Origin of the sequence: Streptomyces sp. NPDC021224, from assembly GCF_044332905.1 — a bacterium.
GTDB lineage: Bacteria > Actinomycetota > Actinomycetes > Streptomycetales > Streptomycetaceae > Actinacidiphila.
On the sequence record NZ_JBIRPW010000003.1, the window covers coordinates 336,188 to 361,306 of the forward strand.

19 protein-coding genes and 2 pseudogenes are annotated in these 25,119 nt (G+C 74.1%); 5 read left to right on the forward strand and 16 right to left on the reverse strand.

From position 1 onward, the window contains the following. Nucleotides 1–3: 3 nt before the first annotated feature. Nucleotides 4–543, forward strand: coding sequence for a GNAT family N-acetyltransferase (locus ACH4PY_RS09955; RefSeq protein WP_398178321.1), 540 nt, complete (start codon nucleotides 4–6; stop codon nucleotides 541–543). A 7-nt stretch (nucleotides 544–550) separates the two neighbouring features. On the opposite strand, the gene ACH4PY_RS09960 is transcribed toward ACH4PY_RS09955, so the two are convergent. From ACH4PY_RS09960 to ACH4PY_RS09975, 4 genes and pseudogenes are all read right to left on the reverse strand, one after another. Then, complete coding sequence (locus ACH4PY_RS09960) at nucleotides 551–1,117, reverse strand: class I SAM-dependent methyltransferase (protein ID WP_398178325.1); 567 nt, start codon at nucleotides 1,115–1,117, stop codon at nucleotides 551–553. A gap of 46 nt (nucleotides 1,118–1,163) precedes the next feature. Then, nucleotides 1,164–1,565 carry a VOC family protein gene (locus tag ACH4PY_RS09965; protein WP_398178328.1) on the reverse strand — a complete coding sequence of 134 codons (402 nt, stop codon included), beginning with the start codon at nucleotides 1,563–1,565 and terminating at the stop codon, nucleotides 1,164–1,166. Nucleotides 1,566–1,688: 123 nt separating this feature from the next. Further along, nucleotides 1,689–2,135: a ricin-type beta-trefoil lectin domain protein gene (locus ACH4PY_RS09970; protein WP_398179291.1), complete on the reverse strand. Its 447-nt coding sequence runs from the start codon at nucleotides 2,133–2,135 to the stop codon at nucleotides 1,689–1,691. After that, nucleotides 2,112–3,392, reverse strand: a pseudogene (locus tag ACH4PY_RS09975) (alginate lyase family protein); the annotation flags it as partial. The gene ACH4PY_RS09970 and the pseudogene ACH4PY_RS09975, both read right to left, overlap by 24 nt. 141 nt (nucleotides 3,393–3,533) lie before the next feature. On the opposite strand from ACH4PY_RS09975, the gene ACH4PY_RS09980 reads away from it, so the two are divergent. Together ACH4PY_RS09980 and ACH4PY_RS09985 are read left to right on the forward strand one after the other, a co-directional pair. After that, complete coding sequence (locus ACH4PY_RS09980; protein ID WP_398178331.1) at nucleotides 3,534–4,781, forward strand: ThuA domain-containing protein; 1,248 nt, start codon at nucleotides 3,534–3,536, stop codon at nucleotides 4,779–4,781. A 315-nt stretch (nucleotides 4,782–5,096) separates the two neighbouring features. Continuing rightward, nucleotides 5,097–5,362: pseudogene (locus tag ACH4PY_RS09985) on the forward strand (hypothetical protein); the annotation flags it as partial. A 9-nt stretch (nucleotides 5,363–5,371) separates the two neighbouring features. Here ACH4PY_RS09985 and ACH4PY_RS09990 read toward each other — a convergent pair. Beyond that, nucleotides 5,372–6,118 carry a maleylpyruvate isomerase family mycothiol-dependent enzyme gene (locus tag ACH4PY_RS09990; RefSeq protein ID WP_398178334.1) on the reverse strand — a complete coding sequence of 249 codons (747 nt, stop codon included), beginning with the start codon at nucleotides 6,116–6,118 and terminating at the stop codon, nucleotides 5,372–5,374. Nucleotides 6,119–6,257: 139 nt separating this feature from the next. Here ACH4PY_RS09990 and ACH4PY_RS09995 point away from each other — a divergent pair, with 139 nt between their 5' ends. Then, nucleotides 6,258–6,755, forward strand: coding sequence for a GNAT family N-acetyltransferase (locus ACH4PY_RS09995; RefSeq protein ID WP_398178337.1), 498 nt, complete (start codon nucleotides 6,258–6,260; stop codon nucleotides 6,753–6,755). Between the two features lie 144 nt (nucleotides 6,756–6,899). Here ACH4PY_RS09995 and ACH4PY_RS10000 read toward each other — a convergent pair whose 3' ends face one another. Further along, complete coding sequence (locus ACH4PY_RS10000) at nucleotides 6,900–7,619, reverse strand: dienelactone hydrolase family protein (RefSeq protein WP_398178340.1); 720 nt, start codon at nucleotides 7,617–7,619, stop codon at nucleotides 6,900–6,902. A 314-nt stretch (nucleotides 7,620–7,933) separates the two neighbouring features. On the opposite strand from ACH4PY_RS10000, the gene ACH4PY_RS10005 reads away from it, so the two are divergent. Further along, complete coding sequence (locus ACH4PY_RS10005) at nucleotides 7,934–8,458, forward strand: hypothetical protein (protein WP_398178343.1); 525 nt, start codon at nucleotides 7,934–7,936, stop codon at nucleotides 8,456–8,458. A gap of 9 nt (nucleotides 8,459–8,467) precedes the next feature. Here the strand turns inward: ACH4PY_RS10005 and ACH4PY_RS10010 are convergent, their stop codons facing one another. The 10 genes from ACH4PY_RS10010 to ACH4PY_RS10055 form a co-directional block, all read right to left on the reverse strand. Beyond that, nucleotides 8,468–9,562, reverse strand: coding sequence for an ABC transporter ATP-binding protein (locus ACH4PY_RS10010; RefSeq protein WP_398178346.1), 1,095 nt, complete (start codon nucleotides 9,560–9,562; stop codon nucleotides 8,468–8,470). Between the two features lie 28 nt (nucleotides 9,563–9,590). Continuing rightward, the gene (locus ACH4PY_RS10015) at nucleotides 9,591–10,448 is read right to left on the reverse strand and encodes an ABC transporter permease (protein ID WP_398179294.1); all 858 of its coding nucleotides are present in this window, start codon (nucleotides 10,446–10,448) and stop codon (nucleotides 9,591–9,593) included. Nucleotides 10,449–10,501: 53 nt separating this feature from the next. Beyond that, nucleotides 10,502–11,338: a molybdate ABC transporter substrate-binding protein gene (gene modA / locus ACH4PY_RS10020; RefSeq protein WP_398178349.1), complete on the reverse strand. Its 837-nt coding sequence runs from the start codon at nucleotides 11,336–11,338 to the stop codon at nucleotides 10,502–10,504. Between the two features lie 261 nt (nucleotides 11,339–11,599). Continuing rightward, nucleotides 11,600–15,085, reverse strand: a complete 3,486-nt coding sequence (locus tag ACH4PY_RS10025; protein ID WP_398178352.1) for a discoidin domain-containing protein — start codon at nucleotides 15,083–15,085, stop codon at nucleotides 11,600–11,602. A gap of 235 nt (nucleotides 15,086–15,320) precedes the next feature. Then, complete coding sequence (locus ACH4PY_RS10030) at nucleotides 15,321–15,818, reverse strand: hypothetical protein (protein WP_398178355.1); 498 nt, start codon at nucleotides 15,816–15,818, stop codon at nucleotides 15,321–15,323. Further along, nucleotides 15,815–18,973 (reverse strand): hypothetical protein, encoded by a 3,159-nt coding sequence (locus tag ACH4PY_RS10035; RefSeq protein ID WP_398178358.1) that lies wholly within the window; start codon nucleotides 18,971–18,973, stop codon nucleotides 15,815–15,817. Before ACH4PY_RS10035 ends, ACH4PY_RS10030 begins: the two co-directional genes overlap by 4 nt. Next, the gene (locus ACH4PY_RS10040) at nucleotides 18,963–21,002 is read right to left on the reverse strand and encodes a hypothetical protein (protein ID WP_398178361.1); all 2,040 of its coding nucleotides are present in this window, start codon (nucleotides 21,000–21,002) and stop codon (nucleotides 18,963–18,965) included. The genes ACH4PY_RS10035 and ACH4PY_RS10040 overlap by 11 nt, the downstream gene beginning before the upstream one ends. A 13-nt stretch (nucleotides 21,003–21,015) precedes the next feature. Next, complete coding sequence (locus tag ACH4PY_RS10045) at nucleotides 21,016–22,914, reverse strand: dynamin family protein (protein ID WP_398178364.1); 1,899 nt, start codon at nucleotides 22,912–22,914, stop codon at nucleotides 21,016–21,018. Between the two features lie 157 nt (nucleotides 22,915–23,071). Beyond that, nucleotides 23,072–24,286, reverse strand: a complete 1,215-nt coding sequence (locus ACH4PY_RS10050) for a hypothetical protein (protein ID WP_398178367.1) — start codon at nucleotides 24,284–24,286, stop codon at nucleotides 23,072–23,074. A gap of 302 nt (nucleotides 24,287–24,588) precedes the next feature. Next, complete coding sequence (locus ACH4PY_RS10055; RefSeq protein WP_398178370.1) at nucleotides 24,589–25,068, reverse strand: hypothetical protein; 480 nt, start codon at nucleotides 25,066–25,068, stop codon at nucleotides 24,589–24,591. Between the last annotated feature and the right edge of the window lie 51 nt (nucleotides 25,069–25,119).

Sequence of the window (25,119 nt, forward strand, 5' to 3'; positions counted from 1 at the left end):
GGCATGCTACGAGGCCGTACGGTCGGGCTGCGGGCCCGGCACGAGGAGGACATCCCGATCCTGCGGGCCGAGCTCTTCGACGACGTGGCCACGGCCTCGCGCTCCGAGGCCGAGGCCTGGCGCCCGGCCGCGCCCGGCACGAAGGACCCCCGGTTCGTGGTCGACGACCTGGACCCGAAGAACGTCCCCTTCTCCGTGGTGGAACTGTCCGGCGGCGCGCTCGTCGGCCACGCCACCTTGTGGGGCATCGACACCCACAGCCGCTACGCCCACCTCGGCCTGAGCCTGCTGCCGTCCGCCAGAGGCAAGGGCTACGGCTCCGACGCGGTCGCGGTGCTGTGTCACTACGGCTTCGTCGTCCGCGGCCTCAACCGCCTCCAGATCGAGACCCTCGCCGACAACCAGGCGATGCTGCGCGCCGCCGAGGCCAACGGCTTCGTCCGCGAGGGCGTCCTGCGCTCCGCCGCCTGGGTCCTCGGCGCGTTCGTGGACGAGGTGGTCCTCGGCCTGCTCGCCCACGAGTGGCGGGCCCCGGCGTCCTGAGCCCCCGTCACGAGCGGGAGAACACGGCCACGTCGTGGCGCTCGGCCACCGGGCCCGCCCCGGCGCCGCGCGCCGCCGCCTCCAGGGACACGAGCCCGGCCCGGAACTGCCAGTGGTCGTACACCACCGAATCCAGGCGTTCGCGGAAGGTGGTCCGGACGACGACCCGTCCGCCGGTCCGCACGATCCGGGCCGGCTCGGTCACCGCCCGCGGCCGGTCCGGGAGATGGTGGATCACCCGCGAGAGGAGGGCCAGGCCGAAGGCCCCCGCCGGGGCGGGCACGGCTTCCGCGGACCCGGCCGCGTACCGCACGGCGGGATGCGTACGGTGCTGGCGCGCCTGCGCCGGCATCGCGTCCGAGGGGTCCCCGGCCAGCACGGTGGAGCCCTCGATCCAGCGGGCCATCGCCGCGGAGAAGACGCCCGTCCCGGCGCCGACCTCGACGATCGCGGGCGCGGGGCGCGGCGCCAAGGAGGCGATCAGCTCCACCCAGGCCCGCGGGGAGCGCTCCGGCATGCCGTTGCCCCGGTCGTAGGCGGCGGCGAGCCGCTCGTCGTCGTAGGGACGGCTCATGCGGCCCGATCCTGGCGCGGTGGGCGGGCCGGCACAAGGGCGTCGTTCAGGCCGCGGCGAAGAGGTCGACCGGGTTGCCGTCCGGGTCGTGGACGACGGCGTAGCGCTGGCCCCAGAAGGCGTCCCACGGCTTGAGGTGCCCCTCGTGGCCCGCGGACGTCAGCTCGTCCCACAGCGCGTCCACGCCTGCGGGGGTGCCGCAGTCGAAGGCGAGCGCGACGCGGTTGCCGCGGGCCGGCTGCCACGTCGGGTCGAAGGACCTGACGGTCGCGACGGTGTCCCACGCGAGACGCAGGCCGCCCGGGAGGGTGACCTCGACGTGCGGCTCCCCGTCGGCCGCCGCGGGCAGGTCGATGCCCAGCAGCCGGTAGAAGCGCAGCGAGGCCGCCATGTCGGAGGCGACGATCCCGATCATGTCCAGCCGAGGTGTCACACGAGGTGCGTTCATGCCCCCGACGCTAGCCCGCGGGCCCGGGCCCGTCTTGAACGAAACGGACCTGCCGGGGGAGGCGCCGCCGCGAATGCGCACCCATGCTCCGCGGCGGCGCGGTCTCGGTTCCCCGTGCCGGGGTCAGGCGGTGGGGAGGGTCCAGGTCTGGTTGGTGGCGGCGGTGCAGGTCCAGATCTGGAGGCGGGTGCCGTTCGCGGAGCTCTTGCCCGTGGCGTCCAGGCACTTGCCGGACTGGGGGTTCACCAGGGAGCCGGACGCGCCGGGCTGCCAGACCTGCGAGCCGGTCCCGTTGCAGTCGTAGAGCTGGACCTGCGTGCCGTTCGCCGTGCCCGCGGACACCACGTCCATGCACTTGCCCAGCGCCTGGAGGCTGCCGTCCGACGCGACGGTCCAGGTCTGCGCGGCGGTGCCGTTGCAGTCGTAGAGCTGGACGGCCGAACCGTTGGTGCTGCTCGCGCCCGCGACGTCCACGCACTTGCCGCCCAGGCCCGTGATCGCGCCGGAGGTGGCGGGCGGGGGCGGGGTGGCGCCGCCCGGGGCGACGTCGGGGTTGTCGGCGTTCGTCAGGGTCTCCCACGCCACGAAGAGGTTGTTCGTGCCCGCGGGGCGCCGTGACTCGGTGAGCGTCTGGGTGTTGGTCATCGCGATGCCCATACGGTTGTGCAGCGCGTTGAAGCCGACCTCGGTGACCGGGCCGAGGCCCAGGTTGAGGCTGCCGCCGCACAGCCAGGACGGCGGGGTCGCGCCCAGTTCGTACTTCGCCTGGAAGCCGAGCGCCTGCTGGAGCCGCGGGCCGACCTGCGGGTAGAGGTCCTGGCCCTGGATGTACGCGGTCTCGGCGACGTCCGAGATGGACGCGATGCCGTAGCCGGTGTGCGTGAAGTCGCGGCAGGTCTCCTGCGTGAGGCCGTCGACGAAGGTGGACTGGCCCTGCCAGTAGCCGATGATCTGCGACGCCGTGGTGAGCCCGCTGCCCGGCACGGTCTTCGGCAGCGCGCCGTCCGAACTGAGGTAGACGTACGCCGGGACGCGGTTGAGGTAGCGCGCGATCGCCCGGTCGTAGGAGGAGGCGTCGTCGAGGAAGACGGAGATGCCGACCGCGGCCTCCATCATCGTCAGCTCCCAGTTGCCGTTGCTGTTGGAGCCGTTGATGACCTCGGGCAGGTAGACGGTGCGCAGCATCGTCGCGAAGCGCCCGGCGTTGGGCCAGCCGCCGGTGTAGGTGTACTTGACGATCTCCGCGGCGCGCGGCCACACCGACCCGGCCCAGCCGGTCTGCAGCGGGGCGTTGCTGTTGGTGTGCGTCGTGATGGTCGCCGACCACGCGTCCATCAGCGCGATGGCCTTCTGCGCGTAGGCGGAGTTGCCGCTGATGTACCAGGCGAGCGCGTCGGTGTACGCGGCGATGGCGTCCTCGCGCTCGTCCGTACAGCCGTTGTTGGGGTTGGAGTACGGGCCGCAGTCGACGCTCGCGCGCGGCTTGGGCGTACGCGAGAGGGAGGCGTACGAGCTGGAGATCATCTGGTTGTACGCGGCCGTCCAGGGCGCGGCCCCCGCCTGCACCTTGCCGCGCACGAAGTCCAGTTGGGACCGGCTGACCATGACTCCGGGATGAACGAACGACGTCGGCGCGGCCGCGACCGCGGGTGCGGCAGCCGCGGCCGGGCGGGCGGCCGCGGGGGCCGCCTTCGCCGCGGCCGGGGTGGCGGCGGTCGCGGCGCCGGTACCGGTCACCAACGCGGCGACCGTTGTGATTGCTGCTCCGAAGGCGATGAGAGCGGGGATTCTACGAAACCGGTTACTCCGCTGCGTGGCGCGTCTCATGAGGGCTCCTCGAACGCGAGGGAAGTTGGGGGGATGTCGTCGGTGGTATGGACCATAGGTCATTGACATGAACACCGTCTAGACCTTTGAATCCCCCTACAGGCGCACGTCCCCCCACCGTCGCGCACAGGAAGGCCACCGATGGTCCCCATCCGCACCGCCGGACCCCGTACGGCGATACGCCTGCTGGCACTCGTCGCCCTGCTGCTCGCCGCACTGATGGCGCCGTTCCACCGCGCCCACGCGGCAGCACCGTTCAAGATCCTCGCGTTCTACGACGGCACGTACGACGCGGCGCACATCAGCTTCGTCCACGAGGCGAACACCTGGTTCCCGCAGCAGGCCGCCGCCAACGGCTTCACCTACACCGCCACCAACGACTGGAACCAGCTCAACACCGCGAACCTGGCGAACTACCAGGTCGTCATGTTCCTCGACAACTACCCGCACACCGCGGCCCAGCAGAGCGCCTTCCGCACGTACATGGAAGGCGGCGGCGGCTGGATGGGCTTCCACGTCGCGGCCTACAACGACCAGACGCCCAGCGACTGGTCCTGGTACCACGAGACGTTCCTCGGCACCGGCACCTTCCGCTCCAACAGCTGGGGCCCGACGTCCGAGACGCTGCGCATCGAGGACCCGAACCACGCGGCGACCGCGGGTCTGCCGTCCACGATCACCTCGTCGGTGAGCGAGTGGTACAGCTGGCAGAACGACCTGCGGCAGAACCCGGCCATCGACATCCTCGCGTCGATGGACCAGTCCACCTTCCCGATCGGGACCGACCCCAACCAGACCTGGTACAGCGGCTATTACCCGATCGTGTGGAGCAACCGCAACTACAAGATGATCTACAACAACTTCGGTCACAACGCGATGGACTACGCGACGAACACCACCCTGTCGTCGACCTTCGCGAGCCCCCAGCAGAACCAGCTCCTCCTCCAGGGCCTGCGCTGGCTCGGCGGCGCCACCGGCCCCGTCACCCCGCCCCCCGGCGGCGGCACCGGCGCGATCACGGGCCTGGGCGGCAAGTGCGTGGACGTCGCGGGCGCGAGCAGCACCAACGGTGCGGCCGTCCAGCTCTACGACTGCAACGGCACGAACGCCCAGAAGTGGACGGTCGGTTCCGACGGCACGCTGCGCGCGCTGGGCAAGTGCATGGACGTGGCCTCGGCCGGTACGGCGAACGGCACGCAGGTCCAGCTGTACGACTGCAACGGGACCGGCTCGCAGGTCTGGCAGCCCGGCGCGTCCGGCTCCCTGGTCAACCCGCAGTCCGGCAAGTGCCTGGACGCCACGGGCAAGAGCTCCGCGAACGGCACCCGTCTCCAGATCTGGACCTGCACCGCCGCCACCAACCAGACCTGGACCCTCCCCACCGCCTGACCCCGGCAGCCTGAGCCGGGTGGTGCTCCGCAGCCGCGGGGCACCATCCGGCGCGGTCGACAGCGTCGCGACGCACCCCACCGCCGGTCAGGCCGCGGCCGGTTCGGGGGCCGGTTCGGGGGTCGGGGAGCGTGGGGTGGTCCGTGCAGCCGGAGGTGCCGCCGGCGTACATCAGACCGTGGTCCTTCACCTGGGTGCTCGGGGCGCCGGTGCGGAGGCGTTCGAGCAGGTCGGGGTGGCCCACCCGCCCGCCGTGCTGGAGTTGCAGGAACATCCGGCCGCCCGCCGCCGTCACGGCGTCGGTGACGCGCCGCCGACTGGGCGGTCGACCGCGTCATCCGCGTCCAGACCCTCTACGCGGCGGGGCTGTCCAGCAAGAAGATCGCCCGACTGCTTCCCTGCATGCGCGACGACGGCGGCCCGAGCGAGATCGCCACCCCCGATCTCGTCGACGGACTCGTGGAGGAACGCGAGAGCATCGACCGACGATGGCCGACTTCGTCCGCTCGCGCGACGTCCTCGACGAAGTGATCCACATGGCGGAGGAGCGCTGGGGCACCGCGGCGCGAGGGTTGTCGTGAGCGGCGGCGTCAGGTGACGGCCGAGGTCCTCCGCCACAGCGCGGCGAGGGCGGTGTCGCCGGTGACGGTCGCGGCGTCGGGCGGCAGCCGGTTCCACAGCACGAGGTAGAGGTCCTGCGCCGGGCCGGTCAGCTCGCAGTCGGCCGGGCCGTCGCCCGCGGACCGCTCCGTGCGCGGCGGCGCGTCGGCGCAGAGCCGTACCGTCCACGCCCCGGCGGCGTCCGTCGGCCGTACCCGCAGCACACGGGGCCGTCCGGTGCGTACCCGGCTGCGCGCGCGGGCGTGGAATCCGGTCAGCAACTCGTCGATGCCGTCCGCGGCGAACTCCGGGTCCAGCGGCGAGAGCCGGCCGCCGCGCGCCGATTCGGCGTCCACCCGGTGCACCGCCGTCTCGTGCGCCTGGCGCCGGGCCCAGAACGCCCGCGGTGAGGGCGCGGGCAGGAAGGCCCAGCACGCGGTGTCCTCACCGGCCGCCCGCAGCGTACGGACCAGGGCGCCGTGCCCCTCCAGGAACCACGGCGGCAGCGCCTCGCCCACCGGCTCCGCGGGCATCGGATCCTCCGGCACGGGACCCGGCAGCCGCCCGGCCACGATGCGCGCCGCCCAGCGGTGGAAGGTGCTGGTGTGCCGGACCAGGTCGCCGGTCGTCCAGCCGGGACAGGTCGGCACGGGTGCGTTCTCGCCCGCCTCCGCGGCGGCGTCCGCGAGCAGTTCGCCCTCCCGCTCCAGGTGGGCGATGTGGTCGATCGTCCGCATGTCCCGGATTCTGCCCCGCTTGCGGCCGGACGTCACCCGCGTACGGCGGCCGGGGCGGAACGGCGCAACCGGGCGGGAGGACCGCCCCGCACCCGAGGCCCCGTGCCGCGGGTACCCGGGGATGCCTATAGTGCCGCCCATGCCCGAGATCCAGCTGCTCCGCCCCGGTCACGAATCCGCGCTGCTCGCCTTCGAGGCCGAGAACCGGGCCTACTTCGCGGCCTCCGTTCCGGACCGGGGGGACGAGTTCTTCACGCACTTCGGCGTGATGCTGGCGTCGCGGCTGGCGGAGCAGGAGGCCGGGGAGTGCTGGTTCCACGTCGTGGTGGGGGACGGCGGGGAGGTGCTGGGCCGGGTCAATCTCGTGGATGTGGCGGACGGCGGGGCCGAGCTGGGCTACCGGATCGCCGAGCGCGCGGCCGGGCGGGGGCTGGCGACGTGGGCGGTGCGGGAGGTGTGCGGGCTGGCCGCCGGGCGGTACGGGCTGAGCTTCCTGCGGGCCGGGACCACGCTCGGCAACGCGGCATCGCGGGCGGTGCTGGCGCGGGCGGGGTTCGAGGCCGTCGGCGAGCGGGAGTTCTCCGGGGAGCCGGGACTGACGTACGTACGCAGCCTCACGGACCCCGGCGGGCGGTGACAACCCCTGGCGTCCGGCACCGCTACCGACGGATCCCGGCGTACTGCGCGGGCCCGTACGCCGGGATCTGCTACGGCAAGGACCGCGTCCCGGCCGCCGCCCGACCGGGCCGGCGTTCACGCGCCGGCCCGGCGGGCGCGCGGGCTACTTCAGGTGACGGGCGAAGAAGCGGTCGCCGTCCTCCCGTTCGAAGGCCGGGGTGCCGAGGTGGCCGCCCAGGTTGGCGTGCAGGGTCTTCTCCTTGCTGCCGAAGGCGTCGAAGAGGTCGAGGGCGCGCTGCCGGGGATTGCCCTCGTCGTCCCACTGGAGCAGGAGCAGTAGCGGGACGGTGACCTGCGGGGCCTGTTCACGCTGGGCGCGGGGCACGTACCCCCCGGCGAAGAGCCCCGCGGCCTCGATCCGCGGATCGGCCACCGCGAGGGCGACACCGAGCGCGGTCCAGCCCGAGTAGCCGACGCGGCCGTTGGCCTCGGGGAGGTCGAGGAGCGCGTCGAGGGTGGTCCGCCATTCCGGGACGGCGTTCGCGACCAGCGGTGCCACAAGGGATTCGAAGATCTCGTCCACCGGCTCGCCGGCCCGCATCGCCCGCCGCAGCTCGGCGCGGGCCTGCTCGGCGGCGGCCGACCGCGGCCGCTCGCCGCACCCGGGGGTGTCGATACTGGCCACCGCGTAGCCGTACGCGGCCGTCAGCCGGGCCCGGCCCACGAGGCGCGGCTCCGTCCTCGGCAGGCCGTTGTTGTGGGCCATCAGGATCAGCGGCGCGGGTGCGGACCCGGTGGTCCAGAGGGTGCCGGGAATCTCGCCGAGGGTGAACTGGCGCTCGGCGACCCCGTCGTCGAGAAGCCGCTCTGAAGTGAAGTGCACGGTCGTGCCTTTCGGGAGTACGCGTGACGGCGCTCCCGGACGACCTACCGCCCGACCGTGACCCCGGAGGGGAGCACCCATGTCGAAACTGCGTTCACGGGTACCACCTCCTCGTTCTCCTGCACGGCCACCGGGAGGTTAGCAGGGGCACCTGCCGCCCGCCAAAGGGTTATCGCCCGGGACCTGGTAACCCGCCCGCGAGGCGAATCCTCCACGCGTACGCCGCAGGTGCCGGGAGCACGGTCCGCACCGGAGCGTCATACCTGTGTGCCACCATCGGCGAGTAGTCGAACATCAGGGCGAAAAGAGAAGTGATGTCCACACGAGATGAGCTTCTGCGGCTGCTGGAGCCACCCGCCCAGAAATGGGTCCCCCCTGCCCCGGACGAGATCGTGCGCGGGTACGGAACGGCGTTGCCCGCGGACTTTCTCTGGCTAATGGAGACGTACGGACCGGGGCTGATTTCGGATTACTTCGGAATCCTGCCCCCGGTCCGGGCCTCCGAGGTCGGAGAGGCCTTTGGGGTCCTTTCGACCGCGGCTGTTGAGCAAGAAGGTCTGGAAGGCATCGAGCCGGAGTATCTGGTGCAGGGCGGTCTGGTCCTGTGGGGTTACACGCCCGATGGCGACAACGCCTTCTGGAGCACCGTCGGTGAGCCCGACGAGTGGCGCGTCGTCACTTTCCGCAGGCAGCACGGTCCCTACGAGCCGGCGGTGACCCGCTTCGACTGCGGCATCGTCGAATTCCTGGTGCGCACCTTCCAGGGGAGCCTGCCGCACAACCCCCTCAGCGGTACGGACCTCTGGGGGAACACGTCCCCCACCTTCCGCCGGGACTGAGCGGCTTCCTCACACGTACGCCTCCCCCTCCGGCAGCGCCGCCCACACCGGTGCGTCGGGCTCCAGGGGGAGGGCCGTGAGGGAGTGGGCGGGGAGGTCGGCGGTCAGGGGGAGGGCGGCCTCAGCCGTGGTGAGGTGGACGCGGACGGCGTCGGCGTGGGATTCGAGCGTGCGGACGGTCGCGGGCCACACCGCCGCACCGGCCTGCGCGGCGGCGGCCCTCGTGGCGTGGAGGGTCACCGCGGACGGCGGGAAGGCCACAAAGGCGGGGCCCTCCAGTTCCGCGGTGAGGGGCAGGGTGAGGCCCGGCGCGAGGCGGATCGTGCGGGCCGAGGCGTCGCCGCGGAAGAGGTTGAGGCCGACGAGGCGGGCCACGTAGTCCGTACGGGGGCGGCGGGCGACCTCCGCGGGGGTGCCCTCCTGGACGCGCCGCCCGTCCTCGATCACCAGCACCCGGTCGGCGAGCACCATCGCGTCCACCGGGTCGTGCGTGACCAGCACCGCGACCGCCTCGAACGCCGCGAGCCGGCGGCGCAGTTCGGCCCGTACGTCGAGCCGGGCGCCCGCGTCCAGGGCGGCGAGCGGCTCGTCCAGGAGCAGCAGCCGCGGGTTCGTCGCCAGCGCGCGGGCCAGCGCGACCCGCTGGGCCTGGCCGCCGGACAGGCGGCGCGGCTTCTTCCCGGCGTGGTCGGCGAGGCCCATCCGGCCGAGGAGTTCGGCGGCCAGCGCGCGGGCGGCGGCTCGCGGCACGCCGTGGCAGCGCGGGCCGAAGGCGACGTTCTCCAGCGCGGTCAGGTGCGGGAAGAGCAGGTAGTCCTGGAAGATCACGCCGACCGGGCGGTCCTCGGGCGCGGCCCGGCGGCGCAGCGCGGGCTCCTCCAGCGTCTTCCCGTCGAGCCGCAGCCGTCCCCCGGTGAGCGGGGCGAGCCCCGCGAGGGCGCGCAGCGCGGTGGTCTTGCCCGCCCCGTTGGGCCCGAGCAGCGCCAGCACCTCGCCGGGGCGCACCGCCAGTTCGACGTCGAGGGTGAAGTCCGGGCGGGCGAGGACCAGATGGGCGTCGAGGCCCTCCCCGGTCAGCAGGGCCGGGGCAGTGGTGGCCGTCATGTCGTCTCCCGTCGCCGCGCGCACGCCCTCACAGCGCACCGCCCGTCCAGCGCTCCCGCAGGCCCGCCAGGACCGCGAGGGAGACCGCGAGGAGCACCAGGCTCAGGGCGATCGCGGCTGCCGGGTCGTCCTGGAGGGCGAGGTAGACGGCCAGCGGCATGGTCTGGGTGCGGCCGGGGAAGCTGCCCGCGAAGGTGATGGTCGCCCCGAACTCGCCGAGCGCCCGCGCCCATGCCAGGACCGCGCCCGCCGCGACACCCGGCGCGATCATCGGGAGCGTCACCCGGCGGAAGGCGGTCAGCCGGGAGGCGCCGAGCGTCGCCGCGGCCTCCTCGTAGCGGACGTCCGCGGCGCGCAGCGTGCCCTCGACGGTGATGACGAGGAAGGGCATCGCGACGAAGGCCTCCGCCACGACGACGCCCGACGTGGTGAACGGCAGCGTGACCCCGAACCACGCGTCCAGCCAGCGGCCGACCACGCCGTTGCGGCCGAGCGCCAGCAGCAGCGCCACACCGCCGACGACCGGTGGCAGCACCAGCGGCAGTGTCACCAGCGCGCGCACCAGGCGGCGGCCGGGGAAGGACGTGCGGGCCAGCAGCCAGGCGAGGGGCACGCCGAAGACCAGGGACACGGCGGTGGCCAGCGTCGCCGTCTGGAGCGAGAGCCGCAGCGCCTGCCAGACGGCCGCGCTGGTGAGCTGGTCCGGCATGCTCCGCCAGGGCGCTCTGATCAGCAGCGCGACGAGCGGCAGCAGGAGGAACGCGAGCGCGAGCACGGCGGGCACCGCGAGCGCGACGGGCGCGCGCCCGCCCCGGGAGCGCCTGCGCCGGGCGGCCTCCGGAGCGCCGGGGCCGCCCCCGTACGGCAGCTCCGGCGCCCCCGGCAGGGCGGTCCCGGGGCCGGGCTCGGGCCCGGTCCCGGGACCGGCGGAGAAGACGCTCACGGGTTCAGGAAGCCCGCCTCGGTCAGGACCTTCTGGCCCTCCGCGGACTTCACCAGCGCGATGAAGGCCTGCGCGCCCGCTGTGTTGGGGGCGTGCGCGAGCTCCACGATCGGGTAGTCGTTGATCGCGCCCGCCGACTCGGGGAACCGCACGCCGTCCACCTTGCCGCCCGCCGCCTTGACGTCGGTCTGGTAGACCACCGAGGCGTCGACCTCCTTCAGCTCCACCTTCGTGAGCGCGGACTTCACGTCCTGCTCGTACGACACCGGGGTGAGCTTCAGGCTGCTCGCGGTGAGCGCCCTCTGCGCGGCCGAGCCGCACGGCACGGTCTTGGCGCACAGCGCGACCTTGAGGCCGGACTTGGTGAGGTCCTTGAGGGTGGCGATGTGCTGCGGGTTGCCCGGCAGCGTGGCGATCTCCAGCTGGTTGCGCACGAAGGTGGAGGGAGTGCCCTTGCCGTCGCCCGCGTCCGTGACCGTCTGCATGGTCGTGGGGCTCGCGGCGGCGAAGACGTCGGCGGGGGCACCGGCGGTGATGGAGGCGGCGAGGGTGTCGCTGCCGCCGAAGTTGAAGGTCACCTTCGTGTCCGGGTACGCGGCCTCGAACTGCTTGCCCAGCTCGGTGAAGGTCTCCTTGAGCGAGGCCGCGGCGAAGACCGTGACCGTACCGCTGACCTTCGGGGACGCGGTGGAGGTCGCGGCGGAGCCCGACGAGCTCGGGGAGTCCGACGCGTCGGACGAGTCGGAGGAGGAGCAGGCGGTGAGCGCCAGCAGCAGCGCGGCGCCGCCCACGGCGAGGGGCAGCGTACGGCGTCGTGCGGAACGGGATGTCACAGGATGTCGTCCTCTCTGCCGCACGCGGGGCGCGGACACGGGGACGATCATAAGTCCGCAGGTGCGAGGCGGAAGGAGCCGCCCGCATTGCAGATTCCAAACGATCCGCTCACTGTGCCTCGCGCATGCGGTGAGGGCGCCGCGCCGGTCGGTACGGAAACCGGCCGCGCCACCGGGACGGGACGACCCGGGACGCGGCCGGCGGTCAGGACCGGGCCGGGGCCCGGAGCCGGTTCACGTCCGGCTCCGGGCACCGTTCGGTCAGCCTGTCGCCCAGCTCGTCAGCCCGGCGCCGTACTGGTAGAGCGGATTGCCGTACGTCGGCGGCACGGTCTGGCCCGCGTCGATCTTCGCCCGGATGTCCGCCCGCTCGGCGGCGGTCGCGCCGAGGTCGTACGGCAGGTCCCACGCCTCGTTCGCGTCGGCCTGCACGTCGCCGCCGCCCGGCTTGAGGATCTGGTCCAGGCTGCGCGGCAGCTGCCAGGGCAGGTGGCCGTGCGGGGTGTAGTCGCCGAAGAGCAGGCTCGCCGTCGCGGGCCCGACCTCCTCGCCGCCGCGGTAGGTCACCACGATGGCGTCGGCCAGGTTGTTCCAGTCGCTGATCACGATGGGCCGCGGCAGCGTCAGCACGACGACCACCTTGAGCCCCTGGTTCTTGTACTGCTGGATCAGCGCCAGCTGGTCGGCCGGCAGGTACGGCTGGGTGTCCGGCCAGGCCGTGGCGTGGGTGTACGACGGCTCGCCGACGTACAGCACCGCGACCTTCGGATTGGTCGCCGTGCCCTGGGAGACGTTCACCCCGGCCTGCCCGGCTCTCGCCTTGAGGGCGTCGAGCTGGTCCAGGGAGCCGTAGTCCGGGTGGAAGTAGCTGGACCAGATGCAGCAGGCCGCACCGTCGGTCGCCCGGTCGCCGGCCACCACGATGTTGTCGCCCGAGTTGAGCTTGAGCGGCAGCACACCGTCGTTCTTCAGCACGGTGTTGGACTCGCGGGAGGCCTGGTTGGCCAGCTGCGTGTAGGAGGGCTGGTGGAAGCGGTACGGGCCGTTGACCGGGTCGCCGTACGGGTGCTCGAAGACGCCCAGCTCGAACTTGAGCGTGAGGATCCGCTTGACCGCGTCGTCGATCCGGGACTGCGGCACGTTCTGCTCGAAGGACGCCATGGTGAAGCCGACGGCGCCGGGGTCGGCGCCGCCCATGACGTCGGAACCGGCGTTCGCCGCGTTGACCCACGCGCCCGACGGCAGCCAGTCCGTGGTGATCAGACCGGTGTAGCCCATGTTCTGCCGCAGGTAGGTGAGGATCTTCGCGCTGTCGCCCGCGCCCGGACCGCCCGGGTCGAGGTACGAGCTGCCCGCGTAGCCCGGCATGATGTTGACCGCGCCGGCCTCCATCGCCGCCCGGAACGGGATCATGTGGTACTTGATCGTGGTGGCGTCGTAGACGATGCCCGCCTCGCCGCCCGCGCCCTCGCCCGGCCAGTGCTTGACCGTGGCCAGCACCGAGGACGGGTTCAGCTCGGGACCGCCCTGCAGACCCGCGACCAGCGCCTTGAGCTGCGCGGCCGCGACGTCGGCGTTCTCGCCGCCGCCTTCCTGGATGCGCGGGTAGAGCACCTTGGTGCCGACCTCGGCGAGCGGCGACAGGGTGCCGCGCGCGCCGACCTCCAGCTCCTCCTTGCGCTGCATGTCGCCGAGCTTGTAGTCGAGCGGGTAGTCCTTGCCCGCCGACAGGGTGCTCTGCAGCGGGTAGGTGGTCTGGTAGCCCGCGGTCGTGTCACCGGCGGAGACCGGCGGGATGCCGAGCCGGGTCGCGGCCGTGGACTTCAGCACGGTGTCCAGATCCCCCGGCTGCGCCGGCCCGAAGTGCCAGCCGGACATCGGGTAGGTCTGGACGTTGTAGAACATCTGGTAGGCCTTCTCCTCCAGCGTCATACGGCTGAGAAGGTCGTTGACCCGTACGTCGACCGGCTGCCGCCAGTCCTCGTACGGCTCGATCTGCCCGTCCTTGTTGAGGTCGCGGGCGCCGTTGATGACGTTGACGCCGTCCGCGACCTGCTCGACGTCCGGCAGGTAGACGCTGAACTGCCGGATGTCGGACGTGGTCTTGGCACCCGAGCCGGTCACGGCCACCACGAACCACTTGTACGTCCAGCGGTCGGTGATGTCCCAGCTCGGGGTGTACGTCGTGCCGGTGGGCTCGGCCACCTTGGTGTAGAGGTCCAGCAGGTTGCCGGACGCCGTCCAGTCGTAGTCGGTGCGGCTGATGTTGAGCCACACCTCGTAGTGGGCGGCGCCGGAGACCGCGTTCCAGCTCAGCTGGGGGCGGCGGGTGGTGGTGACCATCGCCTTGTTCGCGGGCGCCGCGAGCTGGAACTGACCCGTGGTGGCCGGGGCCTTGGTCGGGCCGGACAGCAGCGGCGGGGTCGCGGTGGAGGTGTCGACCGTGCCGTAGACCTGGAACTCCCACAGGGAGTAGCCGTAGCCGGTGGCGCGGGCGGTGCCGGTGAAGCGCACGTAGCGGCCCTTGCCGGTGACGGGCAGCTTCTCGATGCCGCCCTTGCCGGTCGTGGTCGCGTACGCTTGCGTCCACGAGGTGCCGTTGTCGGAGACCTCGATGCGGTAGCCGGTGCCGTACGCGGACTCCCAGTTGAGCACGAGGCCGCTGATGGTGCCGGTGCCGCCCAGGTCGACCTGGAGCCACTGGTTGTCGGTGGCCAGGCTCGACCAGCGGGTGGTCGTCCGGCCGTCGAGGGCGGCGGCCGGGGCGTTGCCGCCCTCGTAGGAGGAGGCCGTGACCTGCTTGAAGGCGGAGATCACGGTGCCGGAGAAGTCACCGCCGCCGGGGTCGGTGGGGGGCGGTGTGGTGGTGCCGCCGCCGGAGGTGGTGTGGACCTGGAACTCCCACAGGGAGTAGCCGTATCCGTTCGCCCGCACGGTGCCGTACATCCGCACGTAGCGGCCGGTGCCCGAGACGTCGAGGGTCTGGACGCCGCCCGGTCCGGTGGTCGTCGAGTAGACGTCGGTCCAGGTCTGCGCGTTGTCCGAGACCTGGATCTTGAAGGAGGTGCCGTACGCCGCCTCCCAGTTGAGCACCACCTGGCAGACGGTCTGCGACGAGCCGAGGTCCACCTGGAGCCACTGCGGGTCGCTCGCCGCGGAGGACCAGCGGGTGCCGGGGTCGCCGTCGACGGCCGCGGACGCGGGTGTGCCCGCGCCCTCGATGGAGGAGGCCGTCGCGGTCTTGCCCTGCGCCGCGTTGGCGGTGCCGCACGCGCCGGGGTTGGTGCCGCCGCCGGTGCTGCCGTAGACCTGGAACTCCCACAGGGAGTAGCCGTATCCGGTGGCGCGGGCCGTCCCGTACATCCGTACATAGCGTCCGGAAGCGTTTACGGGGATCGACTGCTGGCCGCCGGTGGCGGTCGTGGTGGAGTAGGCGTCGGTCCACGTCTGGCCGTTGTCGGAGACCTGGATCTTGAACGCCGTGGCGTACGCCGTCTCCCAGTTGAGCGAGACGGAGCTGAGGGTGTCGGTGGCGCCCAGGTCGACCTGGAGCCACTGCGGGTCACTGGCCGCCGACGACCAGCGGGTGCCGGTGTTGCCGTCGACGGCGGCGGAGGCCGGGGTACCGGCGTTCTCGGTGGAGGAGGCCGTCGCGGTCTTGCCCTGCGACAGCAGTGTGGGGGCGGCGTGCGCGGTGCCGGACGCGGCGGTGAGCGCCCCGGCCACGGCGACCACGGCTGCCACCATCGCGGTCAGTAAAGGTCTTCTGCGCCGGACGCCCCGCCGGAAGGGGGACAGGAGGCTCATATGCATCTCCATGGGGGGTTGGGCCTCGTAGGAAGCTTGGAGAGCGCTCTCCCGGGGGAGTTTCACGGAGCCGCGAAGCGGTGTCAATGCCTGTGCACAGGAAGCCCGTTGCGGTCGTGGCGCGCCACCGGGCCCGGCGGCACGCCACGGCCGCGCGGCCGGAGCGGGTGGCCGGTCAGGTGCGGGCGGCCGCGACCGAGGCCACCAGGGCGGCCAGGGAGACGAGCAGGGTCACGGACAGGACGATCAGCACCTCGCGTCTGAGCGTGGACAGCCGGGTGGTCTGGACGTCCTGGGCACGGCCGGTGTCCTCCGCGGCGGCCGCGGCAGCGGATTCCAGGGAGGACAGCCGGCGCTCCAGGGCCGCGGCGCGCTCGGCGACCAGGCCCAGCCGGTCGTCGAGCGCCCGCAGCAACTGCTCGTGCGTGCCCAGCTCCTCGCGGATACGGGCGGCCTCGTCGCCCACGCCGACCGCGACCACGGCCGGGACGCCGTCCACCGCCGTACGGACCCGGGCCACGGCCGCCGGGAGGCCGCCGACTTCCTCGCCGAGCTGGTCCAACCGGTCCAGCACCGGCTTGAGCTGGGGCTTCACCGCGAGGTGCACGGTCTCCGCGACCGCCGCCGCCAGCAACTGGGCCGTCTCCCGCTCATGGTCACCGATCGCCGTCATGACGTCCTCCGTTCTCCGCCGTCCACGGTCCGCTCGTACGCGGCCAGCCGCTCCCGCCACCGCTCCAGGTCCGCACGGATCGCGCCGATCTCGTCCAGCCGGGCGCGGGACATCGGCTGGGACAGGGCGGGACGCTGTGCCAGCAGGGAATCGATCAGCCGGGCGATCTCGCCGTCGAGATGCCGCCAGCCGGTGCGCGCGCGGCCGGTCAGCGCGGCCAGCCCCGTCCTGTCGCTCTCCTCCCACGCGGCCACCACCCGCGCCCGGTTGCGTTCGGTGTCGCTGCCGCCGACCGATCCGGAGAAGAAGTCCTTCGTGCGCTGCCACCGGGTGCGCCAGACGGCGGCATCGACGGCTGCGACCACCGGGGCGCTCGGGAAGAGGGCGCCCGCCGGCTGGGCCGGCACCTCGCTGATCGGTGAGGTCACGCCCGCCGCCTCGGCCCGCTCACGGACGTTGTCGGCCAGCAGGTCGAGCAGCTCCGTGACGGCCCGGCGCGCCGTGCCGTCGAGCCGGTCCAGGGCGCCCTGCACGTCCGTCTCGGCGTCGTCGTAGGTGGCGGCGCCCCCCAGCCCGTTGACCAGTCCGGCCGTCTGCCTGCGGTCGAGGGCGACGGCCCGCTTCACGCGGTCGAGCACCCAGGGCAGGCCCCACTCGGCGGAGGCCGCTGCTTCCTTCCGCAGTCTCACCAGGGCGGACAGCCGCGCGTCCACCTCGGCCAGCGTCGCGGCCCTGGCCGCCGCGCCCGCGTGCGCGAGGCGTACGTCGGCGGCGAGCCTGCGGTCGGTCTCGGCCAGCAGCGCGCTCACCTGCCGGGCGCGCAGTACCAGATGCGGGCGGCGGTCGGCGGCGGCGAAGTCGCCCAGGTCGCGCACCAGGTCGCGGAAGCCGCCGTTGCGGTTGCGCACGTCGGTCAGATACACCTTGGGCGCGGCGACCCCCAGCGCGCGCAGCTGGTCCAGGACCTTGCGGCGGATCTCCGGCAGGTCCGACGGCTGCTCCAGATCGACGGCCGTGACCGCCACGAACAGCCGCGCCAGACCCTCCCGGCCGCGCAGATGGCGCAGCACCCTGCGCAGGTTCTCGGTGTCCTCCCGCGCACCCGGGCTGCCGGCGGCGATGCAGTAGAGCACCGTGCACTTGCGGTCGGTGATCAGCCCGCCCGCGATCTCCGCGTGGTGCGGCTTGGGCGAGTCCGTCCCCGGGGTGTCGATGAAGGTGACGTACTTGAGCAGCTCCAGCGGAAAACCGAGGCGAAGGGTGCCGATGCGCAGGGCGACGCCCAGATCCTCCTGGACCCGCCGGAAGGTCTCGGCGACCGTGCCCGGCTTCGTGGCCTTCGTCCACGGCTCCCCGGCGAAGGCGTGCACCTCGACCCGGGCCGCCACCGGTTCGTCGGGCAGGACCCGCCCGTCCGGGTCGGCCGTGCCGTGCGGGTAGACGAAATGGGGGAGCGTGCCGTGCGCGCCGAGGGAACGCAGCAGCCGCACGGTGCCGTCGAAGATCCCGGCCGTCCGCCGGTCGCCGCGCTGCGCGGCGGACCGCTCGGCCCGGCCCCGGACCAGCTCGAACGTGCAGTCCTCGGGGGCCACCTGACGGCTGCGCAGCCAGGCGTCGAAGGCCGCGATCTCGTCGGGACGGACCCGGAAGCGCGGCGGCCGGCCCGGCTCGGCGGCCAGGAAGACCAGATCGGCCCGGGTGCGCCAGTCCACCCCCAGTACCCGCTGGTTGCCGGCCCACGAGACCTCGTTGACGGTCGCGGTCTCCGGCCGGACGCTCGTCGGCAGCAGCGTGCGGCTGCGGTCGCCGAAGGGCTGCCCGAGGACCGCGTTGACCAGCGCCGACTTGCCGGACGTGAAGCGCCCGAGCATCGCGATCTCGATCGAGTCGGACGCCAGGTCCTGGCGGATGCCCAGGAGGGCCTCCGTCTCCTTCTCGATGAGTTCCAGGGCCGCCGCGTGCGCGGCCAGGTTGGCGACGAGTTCGTGCAGATCGACCCGGGCCCGCAGATAGCCGCGGGCGAAGTCGGTCTGCGGGGCCTGCTCCGGGCGGTCGGGGCCCGTGCGCCGCCGCCCCGCCCGTACGTTGCACCGGTCGGCCAGCTCCGGCGCCGCGCGTGCGACCCGGGCCCGCAGCGCGTCCGCGCCGACCGCCCGGGTCAGCCCGGCGTCCCGGCGCAGGGCTTCCAGCAGGCCGTCGAGCGGGGCGAGCGTACGGGTGTCGCGCAGCAGCCGGGCCAGGGCGCCCCACGCCGCGACCCGCCGCTCCGCCGTGTCGGCCCGCGCGTCGCCGCGGGCCGCCGCCGCCCGCTCGGCGACCACCGCCGGCAGCCGGGCGGCGACCTCCCCCGTCCAGGCGAGGAGCGCCGAGGCGGTGCCCGGCGGCAGTGACCCGGCCCGCAGCACCGCAAGGCACTCCAGCAGCACTTCGCGCGACCGGGCGTCGGGGGCGGCGCCGGAACCGGACGGCCCGGAGACGATCAGCGGGAGGGCGTGCGGCCAGTCGGGCACCGGCACCTCCACGGGCTGCACGAGCGACCGGCTCGGCGTCAACTGCTCGTCCCGCATGCCCTGGACGATCACCGGCCGCCTGCCGCGCAGCGCTTCGAAGGCCTGCACGTCGACCTCGGACAGACCGCGTTCGGGCAGCACGTACAGCACGCCGACGCCCGGCTCGGCGAGTTCCGCGGCGTATCCGGCGAGATCGCCGAGCACTCCGTCGAATCCCGGCACGTCGACCACCCGGTGGCCGCCCTTCAGCACCTCGGACGCGACCCGTACCCGCACCGCCCGCACCTCCGCGGCCCGCTTCCCGGTCTTTCCCGGCGTCCCGAACGCCGGGCGCCAGTGGGCGCCGTCCCAGCCGAGCACCTCGACGCCGGGGCCGGGACCGTGGACGTACGCGACCGGGCCCGCCCATTGCGCGTCCAGCGCCGCCAGGGCGGCGGCGTCCCCGGGACCGCAGCCCAGCAGCGATCTGACCAGCGTCGTCTTCCCGCAGTCCCGCGGGCCGACCACGGCCACCGTCCCCGCCGCACCGGGCGGCCGCGGCAGCGCGTCCTCCGCCCCCTCCCCGCCCAGCGCCGCCGCGGCCAGCCGGGAGACCTCCGCGGCCTGCCCGGCGAGCCGCAGCACGGCCGTCCGCTCACGGGACACGGAGCTCCTCCGTACGGCACCAGGTGTTCAGCTCCTCCAGCCGTGCGAGCCCCGCCGTCCACGCGTGCCGCTCGCCGAGCGCTTCCTGCACGGCGTCCAGCCATCCGGAACGGGTCCGCTCCACGCGTTCGGCGTCGCTGCGCGCGGCCTCGGCCACGGCTGTCCCCACGGTCCGGAAGAGCTCCTTGACCTGAGGGACGACGACGGTCTCCAGCCCGCGCTGGAGCAGTTCGGCCATCTCGGGGCCGCCCTCCGCGGGCGCGGCCGACTCCGCCGCGCGGGCCAGGGCCTGCCCCAGCGCCCGCAGCGCCGGACGGACGGTGGAGGCCGAGGGTCTGTCCGGGCGCGGGCCGCCCTCCCGGGGCTTGTCCTGGCGGGCGCCGTCGTCGCCGGGAGCGGCGCCTTGCTCACCGGTGCCGGTGCCGGTGCCGGTGCCGGTGCCGGTGCCGGTCTTCGGGTCCTCGGAAGGGCTTTGCCCCTCGCCCGTGCCGCCGGTGCCGCCCGTGCCGGAGCCGGTTGCGCCGCCCGTATCTCCGGTGCCGTCGGGCCCGTCTTCCGGCCGGTCGGTGCCGGGTTCCGCGTGCTGCCCGGGGGGAGTTGACCCTGTGCCGCCGGAAGAGGGCGCACCGGTCGTGCCCCACGGGTCCGCGTCCCGGCGGGAGCCGTGGCCGGGTGGGGGCGCGGAGTCGCCGCCCACGGCGAAGTCGGGGATGTCCCCCGTGGTGGACGCCCCGCCGCCCGGCCAGGTACCGCCGTCGCCCCTGGCGGAGCGGCCCCCCCACGTGGCGCCCGTGCCGCCCGTTCCCCACGGGTCGGCGCGGCGGTCGGCGCCCGGGTCCGCCCAGGGGTCACCGGAGCGCCCGTGGCGGAGCCGGTCGCGGCCGGCAGGCCACGGCGCCGCGTCCTCCGCGCGCAGGCGCAGCCGGTCCAGCATGCCGTCCAGGCCGGACCGTTCGAGCGCGGCCAGCGCCGCCACCAGGTCGCCAACGGCCCGCGGGTCCTCCCACAGCGGAGCGTCCGGTGCGGCGACGGACAGCTCGGCGGCGGCCCGGCGGTCGTCGTCGAGCAGCCGCCCGCACTCCGCGCGGAAGCCCGCGCACGCGTCCGGGAACGCCCGCCGGGCCTGCCGCCGGACGTCCTGCCACGCCTCCCGCAGCGGCTCGACGACCGCCTCCCACGGGCTGACGTCCCGTCTGCCGGCCTCGGCCCACTGCTGGGCGCGCTGCCCGACGTCCAGGGAGACGGCCGAGAGGCGCCGGTCGGCGGCGCGGATCGTGTCGAGGGCGCGAAGCCGGGCGAGTTCACCCTCACGGGCCAGCAGACCGGTGACCGTCCCCTGCCGGGCGCGCAGTTCGCGGAGCCGCTCCAGATCCCGGCGGCGGCCCGCGGCACGTCCGCCGATCTCCCCGACGGCCTCGGCGGCCAGCACGGTCAGCGCCCGCAGCGCCGCCCGCCGGTGCCGCCGCCCCGCCTCCTCGGCGAGGATCTGCCGCACCAGCGCGGGCAGCGCGTCTGCGTCCCCGTCCATGCCTTCGAAGAGCCAGCGCGCACGGAGCGGGACGAGCGCGGGGCCCAGCCGGTACGTCTCGATCTCGCTGCGGGCGGCGGCCTGTTCGCCGGGCCCGCCGAGCAGCGCGGCATCGGTGACCAGCACGAGGACGGCGCAGCCGGCCGCCGCTGCCCGCCGCGCGGCTTCCTCCTCCGCGCCGGACAGCGCCTGGTCGGCGGGTGTGACGAGCACCACGGCGTCGCACAACGGCCGCTCCCCGGTGAGCTCCCGCCGTAGTACGCGCACCTCCGGTCCGGCCTCCGCGAGCTCCGCCGCGACCCGCTCGGCGGCCGGGAAGCCGCCGGGCCGCCCGATCACGCAGCAGGTCGGCGGCTCGCCGAGGAAGTCCGTGAGGGCCTCCGCCCGCGGCCCGAGGTCCAGGCCGTACGCGGTGGCGGTGGCACGCAGCGTCTCCCACACCTGCGGCACGGACGCGTCCGGGCCGGGTCCGTCGTCCTGAGGTGCTTGCCCGGAGGTCATCGGCGGTCCCCTCTCATCCGGCCGTGCCCGCCGCGGAGGGTGCGCCCCCGCCGGCGAGTCCGTCGCACCGGTCGGCGAGTTCGCCGCACTGCCGGGCGGCGTCCTCCCAGCGGCCTGCGAGCGTCCGCAGCCGGCCGCTCTCCTGCTCGCTCACCCCGGCCTTGCGCAGGGTCTCCTCCTTGAGGCGTTCGAAGACCTTCAGGTTCGCGTCCAGGTAGTACGTCCGCTGGTCGAAGGCGAGCCCGGCCCGGGTGGAGTGGACGCCCACGGCGGCGCGGCGCTTGGCCAGGCTCAGCCGGTCCCGGCGCCGCTGGGCCGCGGCGCCGATGCCCAGGTCGCTGAGCAGCATGCTGAAGGAGCTGTAGATGACACCGGCCTCGCTGAACATGCGGGTCACGGACGCGGTGAGCTGGTCGCCGGCCTCGTCGACGATGCCCTTGGCCCCGGTGGTCACCTGGCCGATGAGCGGGACCAGGGTCGCGGTGAGGTCCTCTCCGGACTCCGGGAGGGTCAGTTCGCCCTGCTTCCAGCCGTAGGACAGCTCGTCGAGCGCCGCGCGGTGCAGGGTCGCGCTGAAGACCCTGAGGCGGGTCGGCCCGAGCGCGTCCAGGATCGCGTCGTGCATCTGCTGCTGGAGGGTGGGGCCCTCCTTGCCGGTGAAGAAGGTGGTGACGCCCTGCCACATGCCGCGCACCGCCAACCGCCGGGCCCGGCCGTCGACCTCCTCGATCGCCAGCTCCGCCGCCTCCGCGACGTGGTCGAGCAGCTCGGCGACGTGCAGGTCCACCACATCCGACAGCTTGCGGTCGAGCCGCCGCCGCCGGTCCGTCAGGGTCGTCTCGACGAAGGTCTCGTGCTCGGTCCGCTCGCCCTCCGCCTCCGCCGCCGCGGCCGTCAGCCGCTTGGCCTCGCGCTGCGCCCGCGCCCCGAGCCGCCGCAGCGTGTCGGAGACGTCGGACAGCGCCCGCCGGCCGCGGTCGGAACCGGCGGGTCCGGCGAAGAAGGAGGCCGACAGCCGCTCGTGCAGGGCAGGGTAGCCGGTGTCGGCCAGGTGCTCCTGCGCGGCCAGGACCGCTTCGGGCTGCCCGCCCTCCAGGGCCGCCCGCAGCTCTTTGAGGGCGGCCAGGGCGTCCACGGAGTCCAGCGGGACCGGCTCGCCGTCGGCGGCGAAGCCGAAGCCGTCCATGACCGCGGTCAGCGCCTCGGCCATGTCGGTGATGCGATTCTTCTTGGTCACCGCGACGACGAACCGCCGCCCCGTGCGGCGCAGTCGCTCGGCGAGCCGGACGGCCCGGTCGTCGCCCGGCTTCAGGCCGCTCACCACCAGCACGGCCGCGTCCACCAGGTGCAGGGCCTCCTCGGTGGTGGTGTCGTCGGTCTCGGTGGCGCTCAGCCCGGGGGTGTCCAGGACGACCAGGTTCCGCAGCCGGTCCGCGGGCAGCCGCAGGATCACCCGCACCCGCCGGCCGTGCACCGACCGTCCCTCCTCGGTGCGCTGGTCGGTGTAGCGCCGGGCCTCCTCCAGGGAGCCCTGGAAGAGGGGCGCGCCCTGCTCGTCCAGCACCTCGCCGGACGCGGACTCGCCCCACCACAGCTCGGTCAGGACGCCCGTGGTGGCGACCACGCCCTCCATGACCGTGCCGGGCCGGCCCAGCAGCATGTTGATCAGCGTGCTCTTGCCGGCGTTGAACTCCCCGACGACGCCGAGCCGGTAGGGCTCCGCGTACCGCCGGCCGATCTCCGCGATCCGGGCGGAGGCGGCGGCGAACCCGTCCGGCGGCGGCGGCTCCGCCCCGGGGTCGAGCTGCGCGGCCTTCGCCATCCGGGCCGCGATGCCGGCGAACAGGTCCTGGAGTTCCTGGGAGGCCCCGTCGGGGCTGAATGAGGGTCCGTAGGCGTCCGGAGGTGCCATCCGGCGTCCTTCCTTGGTCGTTCGCTGTCGTGCGCTGACTTCCGCTGACGTGCGCTGACTTCCGCCGACCCGGGGTCGGCCTGCGGTGGGTCCGAAGGGCTTGCACGGCCTTGCGTCGACCCGCCCCGAACGGTGCGGCCTTCGCCCCGTCCGTGTGTCAGAACCCGGGTGTTCCGGCCTGGCCGCGTTCCGCCCGGATCTCGGCGGCGAGTCCGTGCTCCGCCCACACCTCGGGGCGGACGGTGGCGTGGTGGTCGAACCAGACGCCGGGCAGGGTGATGTCCCGCACGGGCGGCCCGAAGCGCTGGCGGCCCCGCGCGGCGATCACCACCAGGTCGCAGTGCACCCGCACGCCCACCAGACGGTTGACCTGCCGCAGCACCGCCGACCAGACCCCGGGGTCGGGGGGCCGTGCCGGGACGCTCATCAGGACGGCGAGCCGCGCCCTGATCCCGCCGCGGGCCGCCGCGTCCAGCACCACGTTGCCGCCGTGGCTGTGCGCGAAGACGACGTCCAGGTCCGGCGAACCGTGCAGCGCCGACCAGCGGATCAGGTCCTCCGCCCCCAGGCTGCGGGACGCGGGGCTGTTGAGCCCCTCCCAGCGGAAGTAGTCGGGGTCCGCGTACAGGTTCGGCACGACCGTACGGTCCAGGTAGTCGAACAGCTCGCCGCCGGGCCGCCACCACGAGCCCGCCATGCGCGACCACGTGCCGTGCACGACGAGCGAGGTGCCGCCGCGCCGCGGGCCGAACCCGCCCGGAGCGTCCGGCGGGCGGCCCGCCGAGCCGTCCGGCGGCGGCCCGGACGTCCGGACCAGGGCGTCGAGCGCGATGGCGCGCAGCAGCGGATCGCCGCCACGGCCCTCCGCCAGGGCGTCCACCAGCCGGCGGTCCGGCCGGCCGCCGCCCAGCCGGGTCGCCTCCGCCGCCGCCGGGACCCGCAGGACCTCCTCGCGGGACTCGGCGGCGACGTACAGCAGCGCCGCGGCGGCCTCGGACGCCACGGCCGTGCTTCCGGCCCGGCGGACGGTCAGCCACAGCCGGCGGCGCAGCTCCGCGGTGCCCGCGACCGACGCCGACGCCACCGCGGCGAGAGCCCCGTCACCCGCGTACTCCAGCGCCGGTGCGCCCAGGGACTGGGCGTTGCGCCGCAGCAGCCGGTCGGCGTCCGTACGGTCGAAGGGCGCGCGCAGCGGCCGTATCCGCGGCACCTCCAGCAGCCGTGCCTCGTCACCGTCCAGCACATCGGTGTCACCCGTCAGCTGGGCCCCGAGCATGACCAGTTGAGCGGCCTGCGACCAGAGCGCGGCGCCCGAGGCGGCCCCGAAGGCCCGCTCGCCCGGTAACGGCGAGCCCGACCCGGCCCCGCTCATCTTCCCCGCCCTCTGCCGGGCGGGGCCGCCGCCCGGGGGCACGGCGCGGCACACACGAGCGCGACGGACATCCCCATCCCTCCCCCCACCCCCGGGCGCGCCTCCCCTGCGGCCCGACGGTACGCGTCACCCAGTGAACACGAGTGCTGACAAGACGTCATGTCGGCGAGAGAAATATAACGCCTTCGGGGGATTCCGGCTGCGGGTTCGCAGCACCTGCTCCGACCCTTTCGTCGGCCCCGTTCACCTGCTGCTCCGCGCGGGACGAGTGGGGTGTGCGGGGCCGGAGTTCCGCCCTCCGCTCACCCGAAGGCGGCCGACTCCCAGCTGTCGCCCGAACGCAGCCCCGCCACCGCCCCGGCATCGTGCAGCCCGACGGTCAGCAGCGCCCCGGGGGTGCGGGACGGGTCGTCCCACAGCGCCGTCCACTCCGCCGCGAACGCGGCCTCCCCGGCGGAGCCGTCCGCGGGGTCCAGGCCGCGGGCGCGCACGGCGTCCGCGACGGCGGCCTGAGCGGCCTGCTCCGAGAAGGGGTGGTTGCGCCGCTCGGTCACCGCCACCTCGCCGACGACCTGTCGGGCCCGCTCCTGCACGCCGGGGGTTTCGAGGCGGCGCGCCGCCTCGGACGCGCCGGCCGCACGCTCCAGGCCGTCGGCGAGCAGCCGCAGCGCGAACTCCGGGCTGTCCGGCACATCACCGGCGTCCGGGTGCACCGCGTGGACGCGGAGCGCGACACAGGTCCCGTCCACCGCCTCGACCGTCGCCTTCCACAGACTCGCCATCTGCCACTCCTCACCGTCCGGTCCCGGACGAAACGCTACGCCGCGCGGCGC

Coding starts and splice junctions, on each gene's coding strand:
- ACH4PY_RS09955 (WP_398178321.1), top strand. CDS start 4: ATGCTACGAGGCCGTACGGTCGGGCTGCGGGCCCGGCACGAGGAGGAC.
- ACH4PY_RS09960 (WP_398178325.1), bottom strand. CDS start 1,117: ATGAGCCGTCCCTACGACGACGAGCGGCTCGCCGCCGCCTACGACCGG.
- ACH4PY_RS09965 (WP_398178328.1), bottom strand. CDS start 1,565: ATGAACGCACCTCGTGTGACACCTCGGCTGGACATGATCGGGATCGTC.
- ACH4PY_RS09980 (WP_398178331.1), top strand. CDS start 3,534: ATGGTCCCCATCCGCACCGCCGGACCCCGTACGGCGATACGCCTGCTG.
- ACH4PY_RS09990 (WP_398178334.1), bottom strand. CDS start 6,118: ATGCGGACGATCGACCACATCGCCCACCTGGAGCGGGAGGGCGAACTG.
- ACH4PY_RS09995 (WP_398178337.1), top strand. CDS start 6,258: ATGCCCGAGATCCAGCTGCTCCGCCCCGGTCACGAATCCGCGCTGCTC.
- ACH4PY_RS10005 (WP_398178343.1), top strand. CDS start 7,934: ATGTCCACACGAGATGAGCTTCTGCGGCTGCTGGAGCCACCCGCCCAG.
- ACH4PY_RS10010 (WP_398178346.1), bottom strand. CDS start 9,562: ATGACGGCCACCACTGCCCCGGCCCTGCTGACCGGGGAGGGCCTCGAC.
- ACH4PY_RS10025 (WP_398178352.1), bottom strand. CDS start 15,085: ATGGTGGCAGCCGTGGTCGCCGTGGCCGGGGCGCTCACCGCCGCGTCC.
- ACH4PY_RS10030 (WP_398178355.1), bottom strand. CDS start 15,818: ATGACGGCGATCGGTGACCATGAGCGGGAGACGGCCCAGTTGCTGGCG.
- ACH4PY_RS10040 (WP_398178361.1), bottom strand. CDS start 21,002: ATGACCTCCGGGCAAGCACCTCAGGACGACGGACCCGGCCCGGACGCG.
- ACH4PY_RS10045 (WP_398178364.1), bottom strand. CDS start 22,914: ATGGCACCTCCGGACGCCTACGGACCCTCATTCAGCCCCGACGGGGCC.
- ACH4PY_RS10050 (WP_398178367.1), bottom strand. CDS start 24,286: ATGAGCGGGGCCGGGTCGGGCTCGCCGTTACCGGGCGAGCGGGCCTTC.
- ACH4PY_RS10055 (WP_398178370.1), bottom strand. CDS start 25,068: ATGGCGAGTCTGTGGAAGGCGACGGTCGAGGCGGTGGACGGGACCTGT.